This is a genomic window from Streptomyces sp. NPDC087420, from assembly GCF_044744165.1.
Lineage (GTDB): Bacteria > Actinomycetota > Actinomycetes > Streptomycetales > Streptomycetaceae > Streptomyces.
In genome coordinates, this window is the sequence record NZ_JBIUXU010000007.1 from 315,507 (window position 1) to 330,841 (window position 15,335).

At 70.6% G+C, this 15,335-nt stretch carries 14 protein-coding genes; 6 read left to right on the forward strand and 8 right to left on the reverse strand.

Going from position 1 to position 15,335, the window contains the following annotated elements; all coding sequences use genetic code 11:
• Nucleotides 1-82 precede the first annotated feature (82 nt).
• Entirely contained in the window at nt 83-1,612 is a 1,530-nt protein-coding gene (locus ACIO1C_RS16710; RefSeq protein ID WP_401863791.1) for a helix-turn-helix domain-containing protein, read from the forward strand.
• A gap of 81 nt (nt 1,613-1,693) precedes the next feature.
• Here the strand turns inward: ACIO1C_RS16710 and ACIO1C_RS16715 are convergent, their stop codons facing one another.
• The 3 genes from ACIO1C_RS16715 to ACIO1C_RS16725 form a co-directional block, all read right to left on the reverse strand.
• Nucleotides 1,694-2,476: a putative Ig domain-containing protein gene (locus ACIO1C_RS16715; RefSeq protein WP_401863793.1), complete on the reverse strand. Its 783-nt coding sequence runs from the start codon at nt 2,474-2,476 to the stop codon at nt 1,694-1,696.
• A 13-nt stretch (nt 2,477-2,489) separates the two neighbouring features.
• Nucleotides 2,490-3,239 carry a proprotein convertase P-domain-containing protein gene (locus ACIO1C_RS16720; RefSeq protein WP_401863796.1) on the reverse strand — a complete coding sequence of 250 codons (750 nt, stop codon included), beginning with the start codon at nt 3,237-3,239 and terminating at the stop codon, nt 2,490-2,492.
• A 200-nt stretch (nt 3,240-3,439) separates the two neighbouring features.
• The gene (locus tag ACIO1C_RS16725) at nt 3,440-3,778 is read right to left on the reverse strand and encodes an MmcQ/YjbR family DNA-binding protein (protein ID WP_401863799.1); all 339 of its coding nucleotides are present in this window, start codon (nt 3,776-3,778) and stop codon (nt 3,440-3,442) included.
• Nucleotides 3,779-4,165: 387 nt separating this feature from the next.
• Here ACIO1C_RS16725 and ACIO1C_RS16730 point away from each other — a divergent pair, with 387 nt between their 5' ends.
• On the forward strand, nt 4,166-6,229 hold the full coding sequence (locus ACIO1C_RS16730; protein ID WP_401863802.1) for a transglycosylase domain-containing protein: 2,064 nt from the start codon (nt 4,166-4,168) through the stop codon (nt 6,227-6,229).
• Between the two features lie 55 nt (nt 6,230-6,284).
• Nucleotides 6,285-7,676: a hypothetical protein gene (locus tag ACIO1C_RS16735; protein ID WP_401863804.1), complete on the forward strand. Its 1,392-nt coding sequence runs from the start codon at nt 6,285-6,287 to the stop codon at nt 7,674-7,676.
• Nucleotides 7,677-7,731: 55 nt separating this feature from the next.
• Here the strand turns inward: ACIO1C_RS16735 and ACIO1C_RS16740 are convergent, their stop codons facing one another.
• Genes ACIO1C_RS16740 through ACIO1C_RS16750 form a run of 3 tightly spaced genes read right to left on the reverse strand, consistent with a single transcriptional unit; the run spans nt 7,732 to nt 11,312 of the window.
• On the reverse strand, nt 7,732-10,113 hold the full coding sequence (locus ACIO1C_RS16740; RefSeq protein WP_401863807.1) for a glycoside hydrolase family 65 protein: 2,382 nt from the start codon (nt 10,111-10,113) through the stop codon (nt 7,732-7,734).
• Nucleotides 10,110-10,868 carry an HAD family hydrolase gene (locus ACIO1C_RS16745; RefSeq protein ID WP_401863809.1) on the reverse strand — a complete coding sequence of 253 codons (759 nt, stop codon included), beginning with the start codon at nt 10,866-10,868 and terminating at the stop codon, nt 10,110-10,112. Before ACIO1C_RS16745 ends, ACIO1C_RS16740 begins: the two co-directional genes overlap by 4 nt.
• A 36-nt stretch (nt 10,869-10,904) precedes the next feature.
• On the reverse strand, nt 10,905-11,312 hold the full coding sequence (locus ACIO1C_RS16750) for a VOC family protein (protein ID WP_401863812.1): 408 nt from the start codon (nt 11,310-11,312) through the stop codon (nt 10,905-10,907).
• 123 nt (nt 11,313-11,435) lie between these two features.
• On the opposite strand from ACIO1C_RS16750, the gene htpX reads away from it, so the two are divergent.
• Nucleotides 11,436-12,344 carry a zinc metalloprotease HtpX gene (gene htpX / locus ACIO1C_RS16755; RefSeq protein ID WP_401863815.1) on the forward strand — a complete coding sequence of 303 codons (909 nt, stop codon included), beginning with the start codon at nt 11,436-11,438 and terminating at the stop codon, nt 12,342-12,344.
• A 79-nt stretch (nt 12,345-12,423) separates the two neighbouring features.
• A complete protein-coding gene (locus ACIO1C_RS16760; RefSeq protein ID WP_401863817.1) occupies nt 12,424-13,041 on the forward strand; it encodes a hypothetical protein in 618 nt (205 codons plus the stop codon).
• Nucleotides 13,042-13,079: 38 nt separating this feature from the next.
• Here the strand turns inward: ACIO1C_RS16760 and ACIO1C_RS16765 are convergent, their stop codons facing one another.
• Nucleotides 13,080-13,478 carry a hypothetical protein gene (locus ACIO1C_RS16765; RefSeq protein ID WP_401863820.1) on the reverse strand — a complete coding sequence of 133 codons (399 nt, stop codon included), beginning with the start codon at nt 13,476-13,478 and terminating at the stop codon, nt 13,080-13,082.
• Nucleotides 13,479-13,719: 241 nt separating this feature from the next.
• Between ACIO1C_RS16765 and ACIO1C_RS16770 the strand changes: the two genes are divergently transcribed.
• Nucleotides 13,720-14,235, forward strand: a complete 516-nt coding sequence (locus tag ACIO1C_RS16770) for an ATP-binding protein (protein ID WP_401863823.1) — start codon at nt 13,720-13,722, stop codon at nt 14,233-14,235.
• A gap of 36 nt (nt 14,236-14,271) precedes the next feature.
• Here the strand turns inward: ACIO1C_RS16770 and argF are convergent, their stop codons facing one another.
• A complete protein-coding gene (gene argF, locus ACIO1C_RS16775; RefSeq protein WP_401863826.1) occupies nt 14,272-15,279 on the reverse strand; it encodes an ornithine carbamoyltransferase in 1,008 nt (335 codons plus the stop codon).
• Nucleotides 15,280-15,335 lie beyond the last annotated feature (56 nt).

Here is a 15,335-nt window from a genome sequence, read left to right on the forward strand (position 1 = left end):
CCATCGGACATGCACCTGGTGCATCACTCCAACGGCCCACCCCGGCCCCTCTCTTATCTCACAGCTGATATAGCCTGCCTCTATGGCAGACGACTACCTCGCACGCATCGGCAAGCTCATCCGCGTCGCCCGGCAACACAGGGGCTGGACCCAGACCCAGCTCGCCGAGGCACTGGCCACCAGCCAGAGCGCCGTGAACCGCATCGAGCGTGGCAACCAGAACATCAGCCTTGAGATGATCGCGCGCATCGGTGAGGCGCTCGACAGCGAGATCGTGTCGCTCGGGTACGCCGGACCGATGCATCTGCGGGTGGTCGGCGGGCGCCGCCTGTCCGGCGCCATCGACGTCAAGACGAGCAAGAACGCCTGTGTGGCGCTGCTCTGCGGTTCACTGCTCAACAAGGGCCGTACGGTCCTGCGCCGGGTGGCCAGGATCGAGGAGGTCTTCCGGCTGCTGGAGGTGCTGAACTCCATCGGGGTGCGCACCCGCTGGATCAACGACGGCGTGGACCTGGAGATCGTGCCGGCCGCCGAGCTGGACATGGAGGCGATCGACGCCGAGGCGGCCCGCCGTACCCGCTCCATCATCATGTTCCTCGGCCCGCTGCTGCACCGCCTGGACACCTTCCGGCTGCCGTACGCCGGCGGCTGCGACCTCGGCACGCGCACGATCGAGCCGCACATGATCGCGCTGCGCCGCTTCGGTCTCGACATCGCCGCGACCGAGGGCCTCTACCACGCGCAGGTGGACCGTACGGTGGCGCCGGACCGCCCGATCGTCCTGACCGAGCGCGGTGACACGGTCACCGAGAACGCGCTGCTGGCCGCCGCCCGGCACGACGGGACGACCGTCATCCGCAACGCCTCCTCCAACTACATGGTCCAGGACCTGTGCTTCTTCCTGGAGGCGCTCGGGGTACGGGTCGACGGCATCGGTACGACCACCCTCACCGTGCACGGCACACCGAACATCGACGTGGACGTCGACTACTCCCCCTCCGAGGACCCGGTCGAGGCGATGAGCCTGATCGCGGCGGCGGTGGTCACCGAGTCGCGGCTGACGATCCGCCGGGTGCCGATCGAGTTCCTGGAGATCGAGCTGGCGGTGCTGGAGGAGATGGGGCTCGACCACGACCGTACGGCGGAGTACGCGGCCGACAACGGCCGTACCCGCCTGGTCGACCTGACCGTACGGCCCTCCAAGCTGGAGGCGCCGATCGACAAGATCCACCCGATGCCGTTCCCCGGCCTGAACATCGACAACGTGCCGTTCTTCGCGGCCATCGCGGCGGTGGCCCAGGGCAAGACGCTGATCCACGACTGGGTCTACGACAACCGCGCGATCTACCTCACGGACCTCAACCGCCTGGGCGGCCGGCTCCAACTCCTCGACCCGCACCGGGTCCTGGTCGAGGGCCCGACCCGCTGGCGCGCCGCCGAGATGATGTGCCCGCCGGCACTGCGGCCCGCGGTGGTGGTGCTGCTGGCGATGATGGCGGCGGAGGGGACGTCGGTCCTGCGCAACGTCTATGTCATCAACCGGGGTTACGAGGACCTGGCGGAGCGCCTCAACTCGGTGGGCGCGCAGATCGAGATCTTCCGGGACATCTGAACAACAGGGGTGCCGCCGCCACGTTCTCGCCCCACCCGCCCCCGCTTCCCGCGCCTGCGGGGACGGCTCCTGTTGGCGTGATCACGGCGCCGGGTTGAAGACGACCTTCCAGCGGTCGAGGTGGCCTCGGTAGACGCCGGCGCGCGCGTCCCCGACCTCCAGGGTCCACAGGCCGCGTGCCGGAGCCGTCACGTCGCCGGCGGCGAAGGTGAAGTACTGGGCCACGTTCTCCCCGTCGTCGGTCTCGTCGGAATCCTTGAGGGGGTGGTAGCCGCCGTTCGGGTCGACGAGCGCGAGCACGACCTGCCCCCGCACGGGGTGCTTGATGTCGACCCAGACCCGGAAGCCGTGCTCGGCGCGGCCGGTGTAGGTGGACCGGATGAGGGACCGGGTCCAGCCGCCGTCGGGGATCGGCACGTCGTCCTCGTTGCGCTGGTCCGGCCCGGTCGCGGCGGCCACGGACCAGGCGAACTCGGCCGAGTCGGAGGTGCCCGCGGCGTCGGTGACCGTGACGGTCGCCGTGCCCGTGGTCTTCGTGGCGGGCGTCCCGGAGACCACGCCCGTCACGGCGTCGATGGTGACGCCGGCGGGCAGGCCGGAGCCGCTGAAGCGGAGGGTGCCGGGGCTGCTGCCCGACGCGGTGATCCGCAGCTCGATCGGCGCCCGGACGATCCAGACCTGCTCACGGGTCTCGTTGACGTACACCCAGGCGGCGCTGGACGCGGCTGCGGTTCCGGCGGGTCCGGCTGGTCCGGCGACGGCGGTGCCCGTCCGGGCGCCGGTTGCCAGCAGGGCGCCCGAGGCGAGCAGGGCGCAGAGGGCCAGGGTCCCGCCGCGCCGGGCGTGGCGGAAGTCGGTGGTCATGGGACGTTTCCTCTCAGACCAGCTGGTGGTAGGTCAGGCGCCATTGGTCGAGCGTGCCCGTGCCCGAACCTGCCTTGGTGTCACGGATACGCAGCTTCCACGTACCGGCGGGGCCCCAGGTGCTCCACAGCTCGTACTTCTTCCGCAGGCCCACCCCGTGGTCGTTCGGGTTGGCCTTCTTCACGGTGTAGACGAAGCCCGTGGGGTCGATGAGGTCGATGGCCAGCTGTCCCCGGTCGGTGTGGTCGGTGACCACGTCCACGTCGATGTGGACGGTTCCGGTCCGGAAGTCCGAGTCCAGCGGCGCCAGGACCTCGCCGCCGTCGGGGATCACGCGGTCGGTGTCGGCGACGTGGACCAGGTTGTAGTCGTTGTCGATCGACCAGAAGAAGCTCGTGGAGCCCGTGCCGCCGGCCGCGTCCGTCACGGTGATCCTGGGCTCCCAGTCACCCAGGACGCGGGGCTCGCCGGTGATCAGCCCGGTGGCGGCTTCGATCGCGAGCCCGGTGGGCAGGCCGGACGCCGCGTAGCGCAGGGCGCCCGGCGTGGTGCTGCTCGCCAGAACCTGGGCCTCCACCGGGTAGTACCAGAGGTTGCTCAGGTGGTCGGGCCGGTCGACGGTGACGGTACCGGCGGTGTGGGAGGCCTTCGCCGGGGCGGCGGAGGCGGGCACGCCGGTGGCGAACACGGCCGCCGACGCGAGGACGGCGCCGGCCACGAGTCCGCTCCCCCGCCGTCGGAGGTGCCTGGTGCGGGTGGTCACATGGGCTCCTTCTCACGTAACTGGCTTTTCCGCGCCCGCCGGTGGGGGCGCTGCCCGACGAGCGTGTCATCGCCACTGATCCGCTGTCACCAGTTAAAATAAGAAATCGGCTTGAAGTGCCCTTTTAACGCTTATATCAACAAGCACGAAGCGTGAAGACAATAGGATGTTCTGCCCCTGGTCGCGTGCGCGGCGTGTGATCAGGGGCGGAAGGATTCCGCCAGGCGGTCGGGGGCGGCCTGCTTCCAGGAGTCGACCAGGATGTCGCGCAGCTCGTCCACGTCGTCCAGCGCGCCGAGCCGTACCCGTACCCACGCCGAACTCGCCTCGTGCGGCGGCACCCAGAACTTCTCCGGTTCCGCCGCGATCAGTTCCGTGCGCTCGTGCCGCGGGCAGCGCACCGCGAACGACGACTGGTCGTCGGGGACCGTGACGAACATCTTCCCCGCCACCCGGAACGTGGGCATGCGCCACGCCTCCTTCTCCACCGTTTCCGGGAGGGAGAGGGCGATACGGCGGACATCGTCGGCGTCGGTCACGGCGACCACTTTAGACGGACCGGACGGGCGGCGCGGCCGCTGGAAATTCACAGGTTCTTCGCGGAACGCGCGGACACGCGCACGCGTCTTCCTTCTCGGCGCGGGGCCCTGGTGAAACATCGGGCCGGGCCCGGCGCGTCAGTGAGGTGAGGGCCGGCGCACAGGAAGGCTGTTTATGATCACGACCGGGGCCTGTCGTCCCGGCCGCGCCCGACCGCACGCGTCAACCCGGCGGCCCGGTACGCCGGTTGCCCGGCCACGTACTCCCGTGAGGAATCCCGCAGGTATGCAGCACATACTCCGCCACGCCTGTCGCACCCCGCTCCCCGGCGGGGAGGTGGCACTCAGATCTCGCGGTCGCTCCGGCGGACGCGAAGGAGCCTCCGCGTGATCTCGGAGCACGGGAAGGGCCGGCGCGGGGGCGCGCGCCGAAGACCCGCGGCGGGGCGGGCGGCGACCGCCGGCGCGTGGCATCTTCTGTGGCGGATCGGTGAACGGGCGGCGCGGCTGCGACGCCCCGACTATCCGCGGACGGGGCGTTCCGGGGTCCGCCGGTGGCTGCCGTCCTGGCGTCAGTCCCTCTCCCTGTTCGTGTTCGCCCTCGCCGGTCTCAGCGGTTTTGTCGCCTACGCGTACGCCGAGACGCGGATTCCGGAGAAGCTCAACTCCTTCGCCACCCAGCAGGACAACGTCTACTACTGGGCGGACGGGACGGAGTTGGCGCGCAGCGGCTGGGTCCAGCGGCAGGAGATGCCGCTGTCGAAGGTTCCCGACCACGTCCGGGGAGCGGTACTGGCCGCCGAGAACGCGAACTTCTACTCGGATCCCGGGGTGTCCCTCTCGGGGATGGCCCGCGCCGTGGGCCGGATGATCACGGGCGGGGAGACCCAGGGCGGTTCGACCATCACCCAGCAGTACGTGAAGAACGCCTATCTGACGCAGGATCAGACCGCGTCGAGGAAGTTCGACGAGCTGCTGCTCGCGGTCAAGGTCGACAACCGGCTGAGCAAGGACCAGATCCTGGAGGGCTACCTCAATACCAGCTGGTTCGGGCGGGGGACGTACGGCATCCAGCGCGCCGCCCAGGCCTATTACGGCAAGGAGGTGAGCGAACTCGACCCGAGCGAGGCGGCGTTCCTGGCCTCCCTCCTCAAGGGCGCTTCCCTGTACGACCCGGCCCTCGGCCCGAAGAGCCGGGCGCGGGCGGTGGACCGGTGGGGCTGGATCCTCGACCGGATGGTGACGACGGGGGTGCTCTCGGCGAAGCAGCGGGCCGCGTACACGCACTTCCCCGAGCCCAAGGCCCCGCCCCGCACGTCCACGGAGAGCGGGCAGCCGGGCTATCTGGTCGGGCTGGCGAAGACGTACCTCCAGAAGGCCGGGAAGATCTCCGACGCCGCCTTCGACCTGGGCGGCTACCAGATCTACACGACGTTCGACCGGCAGCGCACGACGGCCCTCGCGAGCGCGGTGGGCGAGGTTCGCGAGGGCTTCGACCCGAAGAAGCCGAAGGACAAGTACGCCCGCACCGGCGCCGCGTCCGTCGCGCCCGACGGGCGGATCCTCGCGGTGTACGGCGGTCCCGACTTCCTCACCCAGGGGTTCAACGAGGCCAACGCCGTGACGGTCCAGGCCGGTTCGGCGTTCACGCCGTTCGTGTACGCCGCCGCGCTGCGTGACGGGATACGGCGGGAGCGCGACGCGCCCCGTACGCCCGTGTCCCCCGATTCCGTGTACGACGCCGACAACGATCTGCCCGTCCTCACCCCGGAGGGCCCCTACTGGGACCGCAACGGCAAGGTGGTGAAGGGGAAGAACGACGGCGGCCTGTCGTGGGGGCGGCTGAGTCTGCACGACGCGATGGCCCGGTCCGCCAACACCCCGTTCCTCCAGCTGGGGATGGACGTCGGGCTCGACCGGGTGGCGCGGGCCGCCCAGGACGCGGGGCTGCTCGGCGCCGGCCTGGGGCCGCGCGTCCCGGCCTTCTCCCTCGGCAACTCCACACCGAGCGCGATCCGGATGGCGAGCGCGTACGGCACCTTCGCCGCGGGCGGCGTGCACACGGAGCCGTACTCGGTCGTACGGGTGTCCCGCAACGGCGAGCCGGTGAAGCTGGCCTCCCACCAGACGGACCGCGCGTTCAGCGCCCAGGTGAGCGGGCAGGTCACGGACGCCCTGCGGGCCGCCTACCAGCGGAGGGCGGCCGCGTCCGGCGAGGAGCCGGTCCCGGACACCGCCGGCAAGGTCGGCACCACCGAGGACCACACGGCGGGCTGGTTCACCGGCTACACCGCCCGGGAGGCGACGGCCGTCGTCGTCTACCGGATGGACCTGAGAAACGTCACCCCGCTGCCGGTCACGGGCCTCGGCGGGGCCGAGGACGCCGATCTGACGTACCCGGGCCTGATCTGGTCCGACTACCTGAAGTCCGTTGCCGGACACGGTGGATGACGGGACGTCGTCCACCGCGCAGCCGTGCCGAATCCCCCAGGAAGTGAATGCCGCCGTGAGCCGCACCGACCGTAGCGACCGTAGCGACAGCCCCGGGAACGAGGAGAAACCCGAGAGCCGCGAGAAATCCGGGAGACCCGGGAGCCGTGACCGCGCCGCCCGGCGCGCGGCGCGCCCCCGCACCGCCTTCCGCGCCAAGGTGGTCCTGGGGGTGGTCCTGGCCTGCGCCGCAGCCGCCGCCGCTGCCCCGCTCGTCAGCGGCGGCTCCGCCGACTCCCCCGCCGGGCGCGGCGACGACGCCTCGCGGGCCGGTGCCTCCGCCGGTCCCGCGCCGGACGGCGGCAGTGGGGAGAAGGCCGGGGACGCCGACGAGTGGGACGGGAAGACCGAGGTCCTCGGGGACGGTTCCACCTCCTACACCGGCCCCCAGCCGGGCCAGTTGAAGCCCGAGCGCCTCAAACCCGGTGAGAAGCCTCCCCAGTTCGTGGTGTTCTCCTGGGACGGCGCGCTCCAGGGCGACGACAAGCTGTTCTCCCGCTTCCGCGAGGTGGCGAAGGAGAGCGACGCCCACATGACGCTCTTCCTCACCGGTATCTATCTGCTGCCGGAGTCCAAGCGGCAGCTCTACAGGCCGCCGCAGCACGCGACGGGCGCGTCCGCCATCTCGTACCCGACCCCCCAGCACATCCGCGACACCCTGGACCAGCTCGGGAAGGCGTGGACCGAGGGCAACGAGATCGGCTCGCACTTCAACGGGCACTTCTGTGGCGAGAAGGGCGGCGGTGACTGGTCCAGCACGGAGTGGAAGAGCGAGATCGGCCAGGCGTATTCCTTCGTCAAGAACTGGAAGACGAACACCGGCTTCACCGATCTGCCGCCCCTGCCCTTCGACCCGGACCGGGAGATCACGGGCGGGCGCGCGCCGTGCCTGGAGGGGCAGAAGACCCTGCTGCCCGCGGAGACGGCCGCCGGCTGGCGCTACGACGCCAGTTCGGCCGGGGACTTCCAGATCTGGCCCGCCAAGAAGAACGGGGTCTGGGACTTCCCGCTCCAGCTCCTCCCGTTCCCCGAGGGGGATTTCCAGGTGCTGTCCATGGACTTCAACCTGCTCTACAACCAGTCGGACGGCAGCACCGACGGCGATCCGGCGCAGTGGGCCGCCTGGCGCCAGCAGGCCCAGGACGCCTATATGAACGGCTTCGAGCGGGTCTACAACGGCAGCAGGGCCCCGCTGTTCATCGGCAACCACTTCGAGGAATGGAACGGCGGCATCTACATGGACGCCGTGGAGAACGTCATGCGTGACGTGTGCCCGCGGGAGGGGGTGCGGTGTGTGTCCTTCCGTGAGCTGGCGGACTGGATGGACGCCCAGGACCCCGCCGTCCTGGCCCAGTTGAGGAATCTGGACCCGGCGCAGGAGCCGCTCTGGAAGTCGATCGTCCGCTGAGCCCGTCGGGGGGCGTACGGGTCGGGGGGCGTACGGGTCGGACGGCCGCCCGGTGTCAGTCGGTGACCGGCTTGGGCTCGGGCCGCCCGCCGCGCGGGGCGGGCCGCCGGCCGGCCGGCTGCTGCGGCCGGGGACGGTCCACCGGTTCCGGTACGTCCCTCGTCTGGGGTGACGTGGGCGAGACCGTCAGGGATGTGCCGTAGTGGCTGATCTCCAGGGCCTCGCCGTCCGACTCCGGCATCGAGTACACCGCCTTCGACCCGCTGATCTCCACCCGCAGATGGCGTTGCTGGATCTGTACGTTGAAGGCGAGGCGGCTGAGCTGTTCGGGCAGCCGGGGGGCGAACGCGAGGGTGTCGCCGTGGTGGCGCATCCCGCCGAAGCCGGAGACGAGCGCGATCCAGGTGCCGGCCAGGGACGCGATGTGCAGACCGTCCCGGGTGTTGTGTTCCAGGTCGGAGAGGTCCATCAGCGCGGCCTCCCCCAAGTAGTCGTAGGCCAGCTGGACATGGCCCGTCTCGGCGGCCATGACGGCCTGCGTGCAGGCGGAGAGCGACGAGTCCCGGACGGTGATCGCCTCGTAGTAGGCGAAGTTGCGGGCCTTCTCCTCGGCGGTGAAGGCGGCGCCGCGCACATGCATGGCGAGCACGAGGTCCGCCTGCTTCACCACCTGCTTGCGGTAGAGGTCGAAGTACGGGAAGCGCAGCAGGAGGGGATAGTCGTCCTCCCCCGTCGAGGCGAAGTCCCACATCTGGTGGGCGGTGAAGCCCGCCGACTGTTCGTGGACGCCCAGTTCACGGTTGTACGGGAGGGCCATGCGGGAAGCCGCGTCGCGCCAGGAGGCGCTCTCCTCGGTGTCCACGGAGAGCCGTACGGCGTCCTCCGGATACCGGTCGCAGGCGTCCGCGGCGGCGCGCAGGTTCTCCTGCGCCATCAGGTTCGTGTACGTGTTGTCGTCCGCGACGGCGCTGTACTCGTCGGGTCCCGTGACACCGTCGATGTGGAACACGCCGGTGTGGTCGTGGTGGCCGAGCGAGCGCCACAACCGGGCGGTCTCGACCAGCAGTTCCACCCCGACCTCCCGGTCGAACATCTCGTCGTGGGAGGCGGCGGAGTAGCGGGCGACGGCGTCGGCGATGTCGGCGTTGATGTGGAAGGCCGCGGTCCCGGCCGGCCAGTAGCCCGAGCACTCACCGCCGTTGATGGTCCGCCAGGGGAACGCCGCGCCTTTCAGACCCAGTTGGGCTGCCCGTTCCCGGGCGGCCGGGAGGGTGGAGAACCGCCACCTGAGGGCCTGGTCGACGGCCTTGGGGGCGGTGTAGGTCAGCGACGGGAGGACAAAGCTCTCGGTGTCCCAGAAGCTGTGGCCGTCGTAGCCGGGGCCGGTCAGGCCCTTGGCGGGGATGGCCCGGCTCTCCGCGCGGGCCCCGGCCTGGAGCGTGTGGAACATCCCGAACCGTACGGCCTGCTGGATCTCGGTGTCCCCCTCGACCTCGACGTCCGCCTGCGTCCAGAAGTCGTCCAGGTAGGCGTGCTGCTCGTCGACCAGACCCGCCCAGCCGGTCCCCATGGCGGCGGCGAGGGCGCCGTCCACCTGGTCGTGCACGGCGGGCAGCGAGCGGTTGCCGGACCAGCCGTACGCCACGAACTTCTCCAGCCGCAGCCGTTCGCCGGGGCCCAGGTCGGCGGTGAAGGTGACACGGCTCAGATTGTCGCCGCTCTCGCAGAAGACGCCGGTCTTGCCGGGGCCCTCCACGACATGGTCGGCGGACGCGGCCACCCGCAGCTCGCTCCGCTCGGTGCGGTGCACCAGCCGCAGCCGCCGTCCCTGCGAGTAGTGCTCCTCGGGTACGAGCGGGGATTCCAGCGCGGCGGCCGCCCGGGGGTCCCCGCCGGCCGCCGGGAGCTGTTCGTTGGCGACCAGTTCCGACTGGAGGACGATGCTGACCTCGGCGTCGACCGCCTCGACCTCGAAGGCGATCGCGGCGATGGCCCGCTGGGTGAACGAGACCAGCCGGGTGGACCGTACCCGTACGGTACGGCCCGCCGGGGACGTCCACTCGACCGTGCGGTGCAGCAGCCCCGACCGGAGGTCGAGGACCCGTTCGTGGTGTCCCAGGCGGCCGTAGCGCAGGTCGAAGGGCTCGTCGTCCACCAGCAGCCGGATGATCTTGCCGTTGATGGTGTTGATGACGGTCTGGCTGGACTCCGGGTAGCCGTAGCCGGCTTCCGCGTACGGCAGCGGGCGCAGCTCGTACACGCCGTTCAGGTAGGTCCCCGGCAGGCCGTGCGGTTCGCCCTCGTCCAGATTCCCGCGCCAGCCGACGTGCCCGTTGGAGAGGGCGAAGAGCGACTCGCTCTGCGGCAGGGCGTCCAGGTCGAGGGCCGTCTCGCGCAGGCACCACGGCTCGACGGCGTACAGCGGATGACTGATCACGCCCGCTCTCCCAACAGGTCGGCGAGGTCGTCCACGACCACGCTCGCGCCGTGGCGTTCGAGTGCTTCCGCCTGGCCGGTGCGGTTCACCCCGATGACAAAGCCGAAGCCGCCGGTGCGGCCGGCGTCCATGCCGGCCAGTGCGTCCTCGAAGACGGCCGCGTGTTCCGGGTCGACGCCGAGGGCGCGGGCGGCGGCGAGGAAGGTGTCGGGCTTGGGCTTGCCCGCGAGGTGCTGCTCGTGGGCGACCCCCGCGTCGATCCGTACCTCGAACAGGTCCTCGATGCCGGCGCCGATGAGCACGTCACGGCAGTTGGCGCTGGAGGAGACGACGGCGCGGTGGAGTCCGGCGTCCTTGACGGCGCGGACGAACCGGACCGAGCCCGGGTACGCCTCGACGCCCTTGGTCCTGATGTCCTGGAGGAGGAGGTCGTTCTTCCGCTCACCGAGGCTGCGGACGGTGTCGCGGTCCGGCGGGTCGTCCGCGCTCCCCTCGGGCAGTTCGATCCCGCGCGAGGCGAGGAAGGAGCGGACCCCGTCGGCCCTCGGGAGCCCGTCCACGTACTCGTCGTAGTCGGTGACCTTGTCGAAGGGACGGTAGCCGGGCCCGTCCCGCCGCTCCAGGAAGCCGTCGAACGTGGTCTTCCAGGCCGTCGCGTGCAGGGCCGCGGTGGGCGTCAGGACGCCGTCGAGGTCGAAGAGGCACGCCTGGATGTGCGCGGGGATCCCGAGGTCGGGGGATTCTTCTCCGGTCATGGTCCTGCCCTTCACACGAAGCGGTCACCAGTCATGTCACCAGGCATAGATGCGGGTGATGATCTCCTGCCGGGGCACCTCGTCGGGGCCCGGGTAACTGACCATCACCGGTACGTCGCTGGGATCACGCCCTTCCACCCAGTCGAACCCCTCGGCGTGCCCCGTGGTGACGTGGGCCTCCCGCTTCCTGAGGACTTCCTCGCAGTGCCGCAGCTCCTCGGCGTCCGAGGCCGTCCAGATCATGCACTGGAGCCCGATACCGCCGAGCGTGTGAGGAGCGTTCGATCCGAGGGCCCGCAGATAGAGCTGACAGCCCGACGACCCGTCGACCATCAGGGCCGCCGTGGTGGTCCGCAGGGAGACCTCAAGACCCAGCAGGTCGCGGTAGAAGCTCGCGGACTCGTCGAGGTCGAACACGTACAGCACGCAGGACGCCAGCTTCATGAAAACCACCGTACGCCGGGCCCACCGGTCCCGCTCGACCCTTGCACCCACTTATGCGCCCCTTATTCGGTTTCGGCGCGGAAGGAGCAGAATGAGGGGAGGACAGCCCCTTGGAGGCGCACGATGACCCGTACCCGCTCCCGCTATTCGCCGGACCGCGGGCTGACCACGCGCATGGTGACGACCATGTTCCTGATCGGTCTGCTCTATGTGGTCCTCGTGGGTGTGCTGATCGCGCTGCTCAAGGGCGCGTGGCCCATCATTTTGATCGTCGCGGGCGCCCTGTTCATCGCACAGTTCTGGTTCAGCGACCGCATAGCCGCCTTCGGCATGGGGGCGCACGAGGTCACCCCGGAGGAAGCCCCGGAGCTGCACGGCGCCATCGACCGGATCTGCGCGCTGGCGGACATGCCGAAGCCCCGGGTGGCCATCTCGCGCAGCGACATCCCGAACGCCTTCGCCACCGGCCGCAGCGAGCGCACCGCGCTGGTGTGCGCCACCACCGGGCTGCTGCGCAGGCTGGAGCCCGAGGAACTGGAGGGGGTGCTGGCGCACGAGATGTCGCACGTGGCGCACCGCGACGTGGCCGTCATGACCATCGCCTCGTTCCTGGGGGTGCTCGCCGGTGTCATCACCCGGATCGCGCTGTGGAGCGGGGTGAGCCGCAGCAGCCGTGACGCGGGCCCCGCCGGGCTGGCGATCATGCTGATCCCGCTGGCCAGCGCGGTGGTGTACGTGCTCGGCTTCCTGCTGACCCGGATGCTGTCCCGCTACCGCGAGCTGTCCGCGGACCGTACGGCCGCGCTGCTCACCGGCCGTCCCTCGGCCCTCGCCTCCGCCCTCACGAAGGTGAGCGGGACCATGGCGCGGATCCCGACGGAGGACCTGCGGAAGGCGGAGCCGTACAACGCCTTCTTCTTCGCTCCCGCGTTCTCCTCGAAGGCCAGCCTGGGGCGGCTGTTCTCGTCGCACCCGACGCTGGAACAGCGCCTGGAGCAGCTGGCCCGGATCTCCACCGAACTGGCCCGGTAGCGCGGGGCCCGTACTGCCGTACGCCCGCCACCCGCACGCCCTTTGCTCTTTATGTCCTTTGTCCGGAGGAGTTGGTCCCGTGGGTCTGCTCGACACCATCCTCGGCCGCAGCAAGCCGGTCCGCCCCGATCTCGACCAGCTCTTCGCCCTGCCGTCCGCCGCGATCACCCTCCAGGCGGGCGCCGGGTTCACCCCCACGGGCCTCGGCTCCGTGTGTTTCGCGGGGGTCGAGGGCGGGGGCTTCGCCCGGATCAGGGAGGACGTACGGGAGCTGCTGGACGCGGACACCGCGCGGGACACCGGGCAGGGCGGCCACCCGGTGGAGTTCAGCCAGGACGCGTACGGCTACACCTGGCTGCTCGCCCGGCAGCCGGCCGACGACCTCGCCGCCCTGGTGAACGACCTCCATACGGTCAACACGCTGCTCCAGGACGGCGGCTTCGGCCCGCAGCTGCTCTGCTCGCTGGTCGGCTTCCGGGACGCCGAGCAGCGGCCTCTGGCGCTGGTCTATCTGTACAAGCGCGGCACGTTCTACCCGTTCGCGCCGCTGCCCGGCGGCTCCGAGAAGCGGGACAGCCAGCGGGAACTCCAGGTCAAGGCCGTGATCGGCGACGACCTGCGGATGGAGTCCGACCTGAGCCGCTGGTTCCCGGTCTGGGGCGCACCGGGACTGGCCGTCAGCCCGTCCGGCGAGTGAGGGCCAGGGTCAGCCCGTCCGGCGAGTGAGGACCAGGGTCAGCCCGTCCGGCGAGTGAGGACCAGGAGGGGAACGGTGTGACGGGTGTGAAGACCCGCCGGGGCCGCCGCGTCGGCGGCGGTCAGCGCCCGGTCCAGGAACCGCAGCCGGCTGCGGTTGCGCCGGCGCTCGCAGGTCGCCCAGCTGCCGAAGACGATCCCGAACACGAGCATGAGCAGCGCCGTGGACCACAGTCCCTGGAGGGCCCACAGCGCCGGGGGCACGGCGAGCGCGGGGACCAGGGCGGCGAACAGCCAGGGGTGGCTCTCCAGCCTGTGCCGCCGGTGGGTCACCAGCCGGCGCAGGGCCGCGCGTTCGCGCGGGTCCCCGGGGATCCTGCCGCGCACCAGGTTGCGTTCGGCGTTTCTGCGTTCCAGCCACCGCTGTGTTCCGTACACGTCCGCGAACTCCCCTCGGCACCGGTATGGATCGTGCACTCCGGGTACCCCCGAAAGGCGCGGGTAGGCCCGGGTATGGGCGCCCGGTCCGCCCGCACGGCGGCGGGACGTCCGCCAAAGGTCCCGTCGGACCAGAGGCGCAGGTCCCGCCCGCTGCGGCCCGGGGCCCCTTGTGAACGTCCTCACGCTCCGTAAGGCTGAAACCAGAAGTGTTACATGTCCCTCGATCGGACCTACCGTCGTGTTCGAACCCACCGGCTCCACCTCGTGGCGCATCGCGCTGCCGCACAGTGCGGCGGCCGTGCCCATGGCCCGTGCCCTGATCCGTACGGCACTTCTGGATCTGCGCGCCCCGGCCGACAGCGACGTCGCGGAACTGCTCACCGCGGAACTGGTCGCCAACGCGGTGAAACACACGGAGGGTGACGGGATCGAACTGGTGGTGGAGCTGCTCCCGACCGGCTGCCAGGTGGAGGTGCACGACCGCGATCCGGCGCCGCCGTGCGACGCCTCGCTCCCCTGGCCCCCCGTCGGGCCCGATCCGTGGCCCGACCCGTGGGCGGAGAACGGCCGCGGCCTGCTGCTGATCAGCACGCTCAGCTCGGACTGCGGGCACCGCGTCACCGAGCGGGGCAAGGCGGTCTGGTTCACCCTGCCCGTGGACGAGGTCGAGGCCCAGGTCCAGGAGGTGTGCGGGCCGCACCGGACAGCCGAGTGCCTGGAGGCGTGCGAGGAAACGTCCTGCTCCGGCCGGTGAGCCGCGCCGGGTCAGACGGTCGGACGAGCTGCCCCCTCAGGGCGCGTCCGCCAGGGTGGCGACCAGGACCGCCTTGATCGTGTGCAGCCGGTTCTCCGCCTCGTCGAAGACGACCGAGTGCGCCGACTCGAAGACCTCGTCCGTCACCTCCAGCTCGGTGAGCCCGTGCCGCTCGTAGATCTCCTGCGCGATGTCCGTGCCCAGGTCGTGGAAGGCCGGCAGGCAGTGCAGGAACTTCACGTCGGGGTTGCCGGTCGCGCGCAGCACGTCCATGGTGACCGCGTACGGCCGCAGGGCCGTGATCCGTACGTCCCACACCTCCTTCGGCTCCCCCATCGACACCCAGACGTCCGTCGCCACGAAGTCCGCGCCGGGCAGCCCTTCCGTGACGTCCTCGGTGAGGGTGAGCCGGGCCCCGCTGACCTCCGCGGCCTGCCGCGCGACGGTGAGGATCTCGTCGGCCGGCCAGTACTCGCGCGGCGCCACGATTCGTACGTCCATCCCCAGCAGCGCGCCGGTGACGAGGTACGAGTTGCCCATGTTGAAGCGGGCGTCGCCGAGGTAGGCGAAGGCGATCTCGTTCAGCGGCTTGTCGCTGTGCTCCGTCATCGTGAGCACGTCCGCCAGCATCTGGGTGGGGTGCCAGTCGTCGGTCAGGCCGTTCAGGACGGGGACGCCCGCGTACGCGGCCAGCTCCTCGACCGTCGCCTGGGCGTCCCCGCGGAACTCGATGGCGTCGTACATCCGGCCGAGGACCCGCGCGGTGTCCTTCGCCGACTCCTTCTGCCCGATGTGTGAGCTGGCCGGGTCGATGTACGTCGTGGAGGCGCCCTGGTCGGCCGCCGCCACCTCGAAGGCGCACCGGGTGCGCGTCGAGGACTTCTCGAAGATCAGCGCGACGTTCTTCCCGCGCAGGCGCTGGACCTCGGCGCCTGCCTTCTTCGCCGCCTTCAGCTCGGCGGCGAGGGCGACCAGGCCGCGGAACTCGTCCGCCGTGAAGTCCAGCTCCTTGATGAAGTGGCGGCCTGCGAGGTGTATCGCCATGGGACTGCTCCTGAACGAGAAACGAGAAGAGGCTGGAACTATATACGAGGGGACGT

Coding starts and splice junctions, on each gene's coding strand:
- ACIO1C_RS16710 (WP_401863791.1), top strand. CDS start 83: ATGGCAGACGACTACCTCGCACGCATCGGCAAGCTCATCCGCGTCGCC.
- ACIO1C_RS16715 (WP_401863793.1), bottom strand. CDS start 2,476: ATGACCACCGACTTCCGCCACGCCCGGCGCGGCGGGACCCTGGCCCTC.
- ACIO1C_RS16745 (WP_401863809.1), bottom strand. CDS start 10,868: ATGACCGGAGAAGAATCCCCCGACCTCGGGATCCCCGCGCACATCCAG.
- ACIO1C_RS16750 (WP_401863812.1), bottom strand. CDS start 11,312: ATGAAGCTGGCGTCCTGCGTGCTGTACGTGTTCGACCTCGACGAGTCC.
- htpX (WP_401863815.1), top strand. CDS start 11,436: ATGACCCGTACCCGCTCCCGCTATTCGCCGGACCGCGGGCTGACCACG.
- argF (WP_401863826.1), bottom strand. CDS start 15,279: ATGGCGATACACCTCGCAGGCCGCCACTTCATCAAGGAGCTGGACTTC.